At 38.3% G+C, this 7,084-nt stretch carries 9 protein-coding genes; 3 read left to right on the top strand and 6 right to left on the bottom strand.

Going from position 1 to position 7,084, the window contains the following annotated elements; translation table 11 throughout:
• Nucleotides 1-211: hypothetical protein (locus tag QRN68_RS09535; RefSeq protein WP_285396602.1), on the top strand; the 211-nt coding region annotated here is incomplete at its 5' end.
• 97 nt (nt 212-308) lie between these two features.
• Here the strand turns inward: QRN68_RS09535 and QRN68_RS09530 are convergent.
• The 6 genes from QRN68_RS09530 to QRN68_RS09505 form a co-directional block, all read right to left on the bottom strand.
• Nucleotides 309-1,151, bottom strand: a complete 843-nt coding sequence (locus tag QRN68_RS09530; RefSeq protein ID WP_285396601.1) for a DegV family protein — start codon at nt 1,149-1,151, stop codon at nt 309-311.
• A 23-nt stretch (nt 1,152-1,174) separates the two neighbouring features.
• Entirely contained in the window at nt 1,175-1,360 is a 186-nt protein-coding gene (locus QRN68_RS09525; RefSeq protein ID WP_285396600.1) for a hypothetical protein, read from the bottom strand.
• 141 nt (nt 1,361-1,501) lie between these two features.
• Nucleotides 1,502-2,047: a nuclear transport factor 2 family protein gene (locus QRN68_RS09520; RefSeq protein WP_285396599.1), complete on the bottom strand. Its 546-nt coding sequence runs from the start codon at nt 2,045-2,047 to the stop codon at nt 1,502-1,504.
• A gap of 190 nt (nt 2,048-2,237) precedes the next feature.
• Nucleotides 2,238-2,513, bottom strand: coding sequence for an SH2 domain-containing protein (locus tag QRN68_RS09515; RefSeq protein WP_285396598.1), 276 nt, complete (start codon nt 2,511-2,513; stop codon nt 2,238-2,240).
• A 204-nt stretch (nt 2,514-2,717) separates the two neighbouring features.
• Nucleotides 2,718-3,392, bottom strand: a complete 675-nt coding sequence (locus QRN68_RS09510) for a response regulator (RefSeq protein WP_068986512.1) — start codon at nt 3,390-3,392, stop codon at nt 2,718-2,720.
• A 38-nt stretch (nt 3,393-3,430) separates the two neighbouring features.
• Nucleotides 3,431-4,570, bottom strand: a complete 1,140-nt coding sequence (locus QRN68_RS09505) for a sensor histidine kinase (protein WP_285396597.1) — start codon at nt 4,568-4,570, stop codon at nt 3,431-3,433.
• 165 nt (nt 4,571-4,735) lie between these two features.
• On the opposite strand from QRN68_RS09505, the gene QRN68_RS09500 reads away from it, so the two are divergent.
• A complete protein-coding gene (locus QRN68_RS09500; RefSeq protein ID WP_285396596.1) occupies nt 4,736-5,371 on the top strand; it encodes a YigZ family protein in 636 nt (211 codons plus the stop codon).
• Nucleotides 5,372-5,513: 142 nt separating this feature from the next.
• Nucleotides 5,514-6,575, top strand: coding sequence for an LCP family protein (locus QRN68_RS09495; protein WP_285396595.1), 1,062 nt, complete (start codon nt 5,514-5,516; stop codon nt 6,573-6,575).
• Nucleotides 6,576-7,084 lie beyond the last annotated feature (509 nt).

Genomic DNA, 7,084 nt, shown 5'->3' with positions numbered 1-7,084 from the left:
TATCAGCGATTCTCCGACTTTTATCAGCGATATTCATGGGTTTATCAGCGATTCTTGGACTTTATCAGCGGTTTTCACAGATTTATCAGCGATTCTCCGACTTTTATCAGCGATATTCATGGGTTTATCACCGATTCTCCGACTTTTATCAGCGGTTTTCACAGATTTATCAGCGATTCTCCGGCTTTTATCAGCGATATCCACGCGTTAATCAGCGATTCTCTCGTTTCTTCCGTCGAAACCGGATACTTCCTAAAATAAAAAAAGCCTCTACATTTTATTTTCTGTAGAGACTTTCTTATCTAAGGTTATTTTTTTATCCAGCTTAGCCCTATTGCGCCTTCACCTAAATGTGTGCCAATCACAGGACCAAAATAGCTCAATTTAAAGCTAACGTTTGGATAAGCTGCTGCTAGTTGTGCTAGCCATTCTTCCGCTTCTGCCTGACAATTGGCGTGGATAACAACAGCGTCCATTGCTTCATATTTTTTAGCATCCTCAGCCATTAGCTCCTCCGCACGCTTTAATGCTTTTTTACGCGTACGAATTTTTTCAAAAGGTACAATGACCTTGTCCACAAAATGCAGTACAGGCTTTACTTGTAATAAGCCGCCAATCAATGCTGCTGCTGAAGACAGACGTCCCCCACGTTGTAAGTGCGCTAAGTCATCTACAATGAAGTAAGCTCGGATATACTGCTTCATGTCCGCTAATGTAGCAAGTATTTCTTTTGCTGAACAACCTTGTGCAGCCATTTCAGCTGCTCGTAAAACATAAAAACCCTGTGCCGCGCAGGATATTTCACTATCAAAAGCATACACATCAATGCCTTCCAACATATCGCCTGCTTGAACTGCGCCCTGATATGTTCCACTGATTCCACTTGATAAATGAATAGTTACTACCTCATCATACTCTTTTGCCAGCTCTTCAAAGAGAGAAACAAACTCTCCGATTGGGGGCTGTGTTGTTTTTGGAAATTCTTTTGCCCCGCGTACTTTATCATAAAATTCAGATGCCGTGATATCTACTTCTTCTGCAAATAATTGCCCCGCGATATTTACACTTAACGGAATCATATGAATGTTTAAGCTTGCTCGTTCCTCAGCCGGAATATATACAGTACTATCTGTTACGATTGCTGTCCTCATTCATGTCCACTCTCCTATTCTACTTAGTTTACAATCAATTGAGCCTCAGCGCAATTGTTGCTGTCGCTTCGCTTTCGCACAGAAAACATTTGTTGCTGTCGCTTCGATTTCGCTACAGATAAAAAGAAATGAATGTGAAATGAATTACGACATTGCGTAATCTCGTCCAAACTTCGAATAGGAGTAAGTTTGATATACTCTTTCTTCATTCTAGACGTCTGCCAGGCTGTTAAACTTATTGTCCAATCAAGTTAACACCCTAACATCCATTTCACATTCATTTTCTATGTATAAGAACCTCTCGGAAAGCTCGTGAAATCCCATAGAGGTTTATCAAAAATTCCTTATTTTTATTTGCCCGTGCTTGATTTAGAGTCATCTCCAATATAATAGACGCTCGTTACCTTCCAGCCCCCATCTTCTTTTACAAAGACTGTTACTTGACGCCCTGCACTTTCATGTTCAACGTTTGTTTCAAGCTGCAGAGAATGCATTTTCATATTGGCAAAGACCTCTGCTTCTTCATCATTATATTTCGCAATGGTCACATTTTTTACTTCACGTTTACTATCAAATTGATTGAAGACCTCGGTTGCATAAACCTTCTCTTCATCATATTTAAAACCTTTTGGATTCTTCGATATTGTTTGCATGTAACGATCAATTTCTTCTTCATTTAATGCAGCGATATATTCATCGAAAGCTGTTAAAATGGCTTTTTCTTCTTTTGCTGGTACATTCGTGGCTTTTTCTACATTATCGCCCACCATCTCAAAACCAACTGTTCCATCTTCAATCGTTTTTGCACGATCTTCCGCACTCATCTCTTCATCTTTATTACCACAGGCAGTTAACATTAATAAGGTAAAAACTGCTAGAAAACTTTTCTTTAACATCAAAAAACCTCCCGCGCATATTGTAGCATATAAATCCTGTCGTAGGAATTTTGTTGTGAATTTTCAACATTTAGGTGCTACATCATTCTTATGACGCCCACGATTTTAAAATGTTGCACATTGAAGTAATCTCTAAACTTAAATTGTTACACTTTTAACAAAATTAGTTACGCACAGGATTTCCCCATTCTTATGGCTCATCACCAAAACGTGTGGTTGATTTCCGTTCCGACCGGGCGCTTTGTAGCTGTCGCTTCGCTTTCGCTACAGAAAACATTTGTTGTTGCTGTCGCTTCGCTTTCGCACAGATAAAACATTTGTTGCTGACACTACGCTTTCGCACAGATAAAACATTTGTTGCTGACGCTTCGCTTTCGCGCAGAGCAAAGCTTCCTGGGGGGCGTCCGATGAGCCGCTTCACTCGCGATGCTCGCTCCAGGATCTCATCTATGACGCTGATCCCCAAGGAGTCGCCCAGTCGTAAAGAAGATCAACTTATATACAAACCATACGTCTTAATAAATGTCATTCACAACTTCTGGTGATGAGCCATTTTTATCTAATGGAGGTTATTCTCCCCAGATGTATTCGGCCATAAAAAAAACTGCTTTAAAAACTACTACATAAGATAGTAGCTTTTAAAAACAGATTTTAATTCAATGTTATGCAATTAGCGTACTTCAACCCAGCCATTTTTAATAGCTGTAACAACGGCTTGTGTACGGTCGTTTACATTCATTTTTTGTAAAATGCTTGAAACGTGGTTTTTAACTGTTTTTTCAGAAATAAACAGTGTCTCACCAATTGTACGGTTAGATTGGCCATCTGTTAATAATTGTAATACTTCGCATTCACGTTTTGTTAGTAAATGGAATGGGCGACGAATTTCTGTTTGATGGAAATTACCTTTATTTTCATGCTCAGAAAGGCGACGGAACTCCGCTACTAAATTTTTAGTTACCTTTGGATGTAGATACGATCCACCATTCGCAACTACTTTAATGGCTTCAACGATTTCGTCAGCATCCATCTCTTTTAACATATAGCCAAGTGATCCCGATTTTAGCGCGTGTGTTACATATGTTTCATCATCATGAATTGATAGCATAATAACCTTTGCGTCTGGGTATTCACTAATTAAATCTGCCGTAGCCTCTACTCCATTTTTACCCGGCATATTAATATCCATTAGCACAACATCTGGTTGATTTTCAGCATATAATGAAACCACATCTGCACCGTCGTCACCTTCTGCTACCACATCAAACGTATCTTCAAAATCTAAAATACGTTTTACTCCTTCGCGGAATAGCTGGTGATCGTCTACAATAATAATCTTCGTCATTTGTCTTTACCCCCTAAATTTCTGCAACGATTGCTTCATCACAACGGAATTTTAAATAATACCGTTGTCCCTCGATTTATCTCACTTGTAATGGAGATTGTACCATCCAAAATTTCGATACGTTCTTTCATTCCTAAAATCCCAAAGGAATGATCTTTAACTACCTGCGGATCGAAACCTATGCCATCATCCTTTACAACGATATTTACGGCATTGGTCAACCACTCAAGTTTTACCCATATCTCCTTACATTTCCCGTGCTTCATGGCATTAGTTACACACTCTTGCACTAATCGGAAAATAGATACTTCATAATTTGATGGTATACGCTTTTCGGTGCTTCTCGATTGAAAATGAACTTCAACACCAGGATTGTATTCAGTCACTGTCGATACGTATTTTTTCAATGTCGGAACAATGCCCAAATCATCTAGTGCCATTGGTCTTAGATCATAGATAATACGTCGCACCTCAGTTAATGCATTACGCACTGTTTTCTTTAAATCAGCAATTTCAGCCAAAGCATTTTCAATGCCTTTCTCACGATACGTTCTATCTATTAGATCAGTGCGCATTAGTACATTTGCCAGCATTTGAGCAGGTCCATCATGGATTTCCCTAGATAAACGTTTCCGCTCTTCTTCTTGCGCCGCGATAATACGTATACCAAAATCTTGTTTCATTTTAGCTTGTTCAAGTGCTAAACCAACATTTTTTAAATCTGAAGTTAAGTAATTCAAGACGACATTTACTTGATTGACAATATGATCTGCACGTTCAATCGTATCGAGTAATCCTCTTAATCTTCTCTCTAGATCATCTCTTTTATCGCGCAGCTGCTTTTCTTGTGTTCTAATAACGGAAAGCTTCACTTGAAAATCATGTGCAGTTTCATATGCTTCTCTAACTTGTTCTTCGGTATAATTATCAAAAGCTTTACTTACTAATACAAGTCTTTGCTTAGCAAGCTGAGTACTCTTTTCTAAAGCATCGCCTTCATCAATAACAATTGCAACTTGTTTTCGAACAATTTCCAGCTCTGTTTGCATATCTTCGAAGTTTATGCGGCTTTGTTCACTTATAATAAAGATATCGTCTTTTGAGCTCATGATTGTATCTAACATTCGATTAAATATGCCATCAAGCGACTTTAAATCGAAGGTATCAGTTGAAAACATAGTGTACTCCCCAGTCTAATGTCTTATGATTACTTACTATTTTAATAGACCAATTTCATATATTCCATAGTCTACACCTATTATAGCATTCCCCTGTTAAAATTTAATGCTTTTTCTTTATGAAAATTATAGAATAGAACTCTACCTAAAAGGAGATTGATACTGATGAGAGAAAACTATTTAACAGTAAAAGGATACGGTGAAAGCGAAATTATTATTTCCAAATCTCGCTTTCTTACTTATATAGAACGTGCAGAAACAGAAGAGGATGCAATTTCTTTTATTGAACGCATAAAAAAAATGCATCATAATGCGACACACAACTGCTCAGCCTATATTATTGGAGAGCATGATCATATTCAAAAAGCAAATGATGACGGGGAACCAAGTGGCACAGCTGGCGTCCCTATGTTAGAAGTCTTAAAAAAACAGGGCTTAAAGGATACGGTCGTTGTCGTCACACGCTACTTTGGTGGCATTAAGCTTGGCGGTGGCGGTCTCATTCGTGCTTACGGAAAGGCAACAACTGAAGGTTTACTTGCTGCACAAGTAGTTGAACGCAAGCTTCATCATTTTATGAAAATTGCCATTGATTACACATGGCTTGGTAAAGTTGAAAATGAAATTCGAGGTTCTTCGTATACATTAGAAGAAATTCGCTACTTAGAAGGCGTCGATATCATTGTATCTGTACCAAAAGAGGAAGAAGAACAGTTCCGAAACTGGATGACGGAACTGACAAATGGGCAGGCAAACATTACCTTTGAAAATGCCCAATTTATTGAATTTGTTGTGAAATAAATAGTTTTAATTGTCGAATACCAAATATCCATAGTATAATTTTAATGTTGAGCTATTTTATCAATCACATCTAATTGTATTTGAATAGAGTTTAGTTTAATCCCATCATTATTCCCAAAATTCAGAGGAGAATATATCAAATATGAAAAATAGAACTAAAAATAAACACAAGAAGAGGTCTTCTAAATCTTCCCTAATAATAAAAGTATCACTTCTTCTTGTTGCTAGTTTAGTAATTTGTGTGACGGCTTATGCAGTCTATATTACAAAGCAAGCAGAGCATGCAGCTAACTCGGCACATGAAGAATTAGAAGGTCGAGAAGGTTCTGCACTTCGGGAAGAAAAAGTAAAACCAGTAAAAGATAATGTTTCAATCTTATTTGTAGGTGTTGATGATAGTGAAAATCGCGGACAAGGTTCTGAAAACTCACGTTCCGACGCACTAATTCTAGCAACATTAAACAATAAAACAAAAACAATTAAAATGTTAAGTATCCCTCGAGATTCTTATGTGTATATTCCTTCTATGGGACGTAAAGATAAAATTACGCATGCACATGCTCATGGTGGAACACTTTCAACAATTGACACAGTAGAACAACTATTAGATGTGCCGATTGACTATTATGTTCGTATGAACTTTAATGCATTTATTGACGTTGTTGATGCATTAGGTGGAATCGAAGCTGAAGTACCATATGCTTTACACGAAAAAGACGAATTCGATCGCAATGCAATTAACTTAGAACCTGGTTTACAGCATTTAAATGGTAGTCAGGCACTCGCACTTGCAAGAACACGTAAGCAAGACAGTGATATTGAACGCGGTAAACGTCAACAAGAAATTTTAACAGCCATCATCAAGAAAGCTTCTTCTGCAAGTTCTATTACAAAATACGATGATGTCATTAAAGCACTTGGTGATAACATGAAGACAAATCTGACATTCAGTGAGATGAAATCATTCCTATCTTATTTAACACAAGGAATGCCAAGTATCGATTCTTTAACATTAGAAGGTACAGATGATATGTCTACTGGTGTTTACTACTATAAATTAAATCAAGAATCGGTTGATGAAGCATCAGAAACACTTAATAACCATCTTGAAAGAAATAAAAAATCTACTAGCTTAACGAATAACAATAGCGATCAAGATAACGCTGTTGGAAATGATGCAAAAGATAACAAAGACGCACAGTAACTCTAAAAGCCCTTTTCACATTTATTTGTGGAAAGGGCTTTTGATGTTGTTGAAAAACTATTAATGTTAAAAGTGTCGTATTAAGTAGCTTAGGGCTCTTCGGTAATGCTAGGGGTTGATTTCCGTTTCGACTGAGCGGCTTATCCGAGCAGTTTTCCAGCCTACCTGAGCGTTTTTTCACCCTACCCGAGCGGTTCTTCGGCTTACCCGATTACTTTCTCGCCCTACCCGAGCGGTTCTTCGGCTTACCCGATCACTTCTTCACCCTACCCGAGCGGTTCTTCGACTTACCCGATCACTTCTTCATCCTACCCGAGCGTTCCTTCGACTTACCCGATCACTTCTTCATTCTACCCGAGCGGTTCTTCGACTTACCCGATCACTTTTCCATCCTACCTGAGCGGTTCTTCGACTTACCCGAGCGGTTCTTCGACTTACCCGATCACTTTTCCACCCTACCCGAGCAGTTTTCCACCTTACCCGATCACTTTTTCATCCTACCCGAGCGG

Origin of the sequence: Lysinibacillus sp. fls2-241-R2A-57, from assembly GCF_030209535.1 — a bacterium.
GTDB lineage: Bacteria > Bacillota > Bacilli > Bacillales_A > Planococcaceae > Lysinibacillus.
The sequence above is the reverse complement of the archived record's forward strand: the minus strand, read 5'-3'. Positions and strand labels throughout refer to the sequence as shown.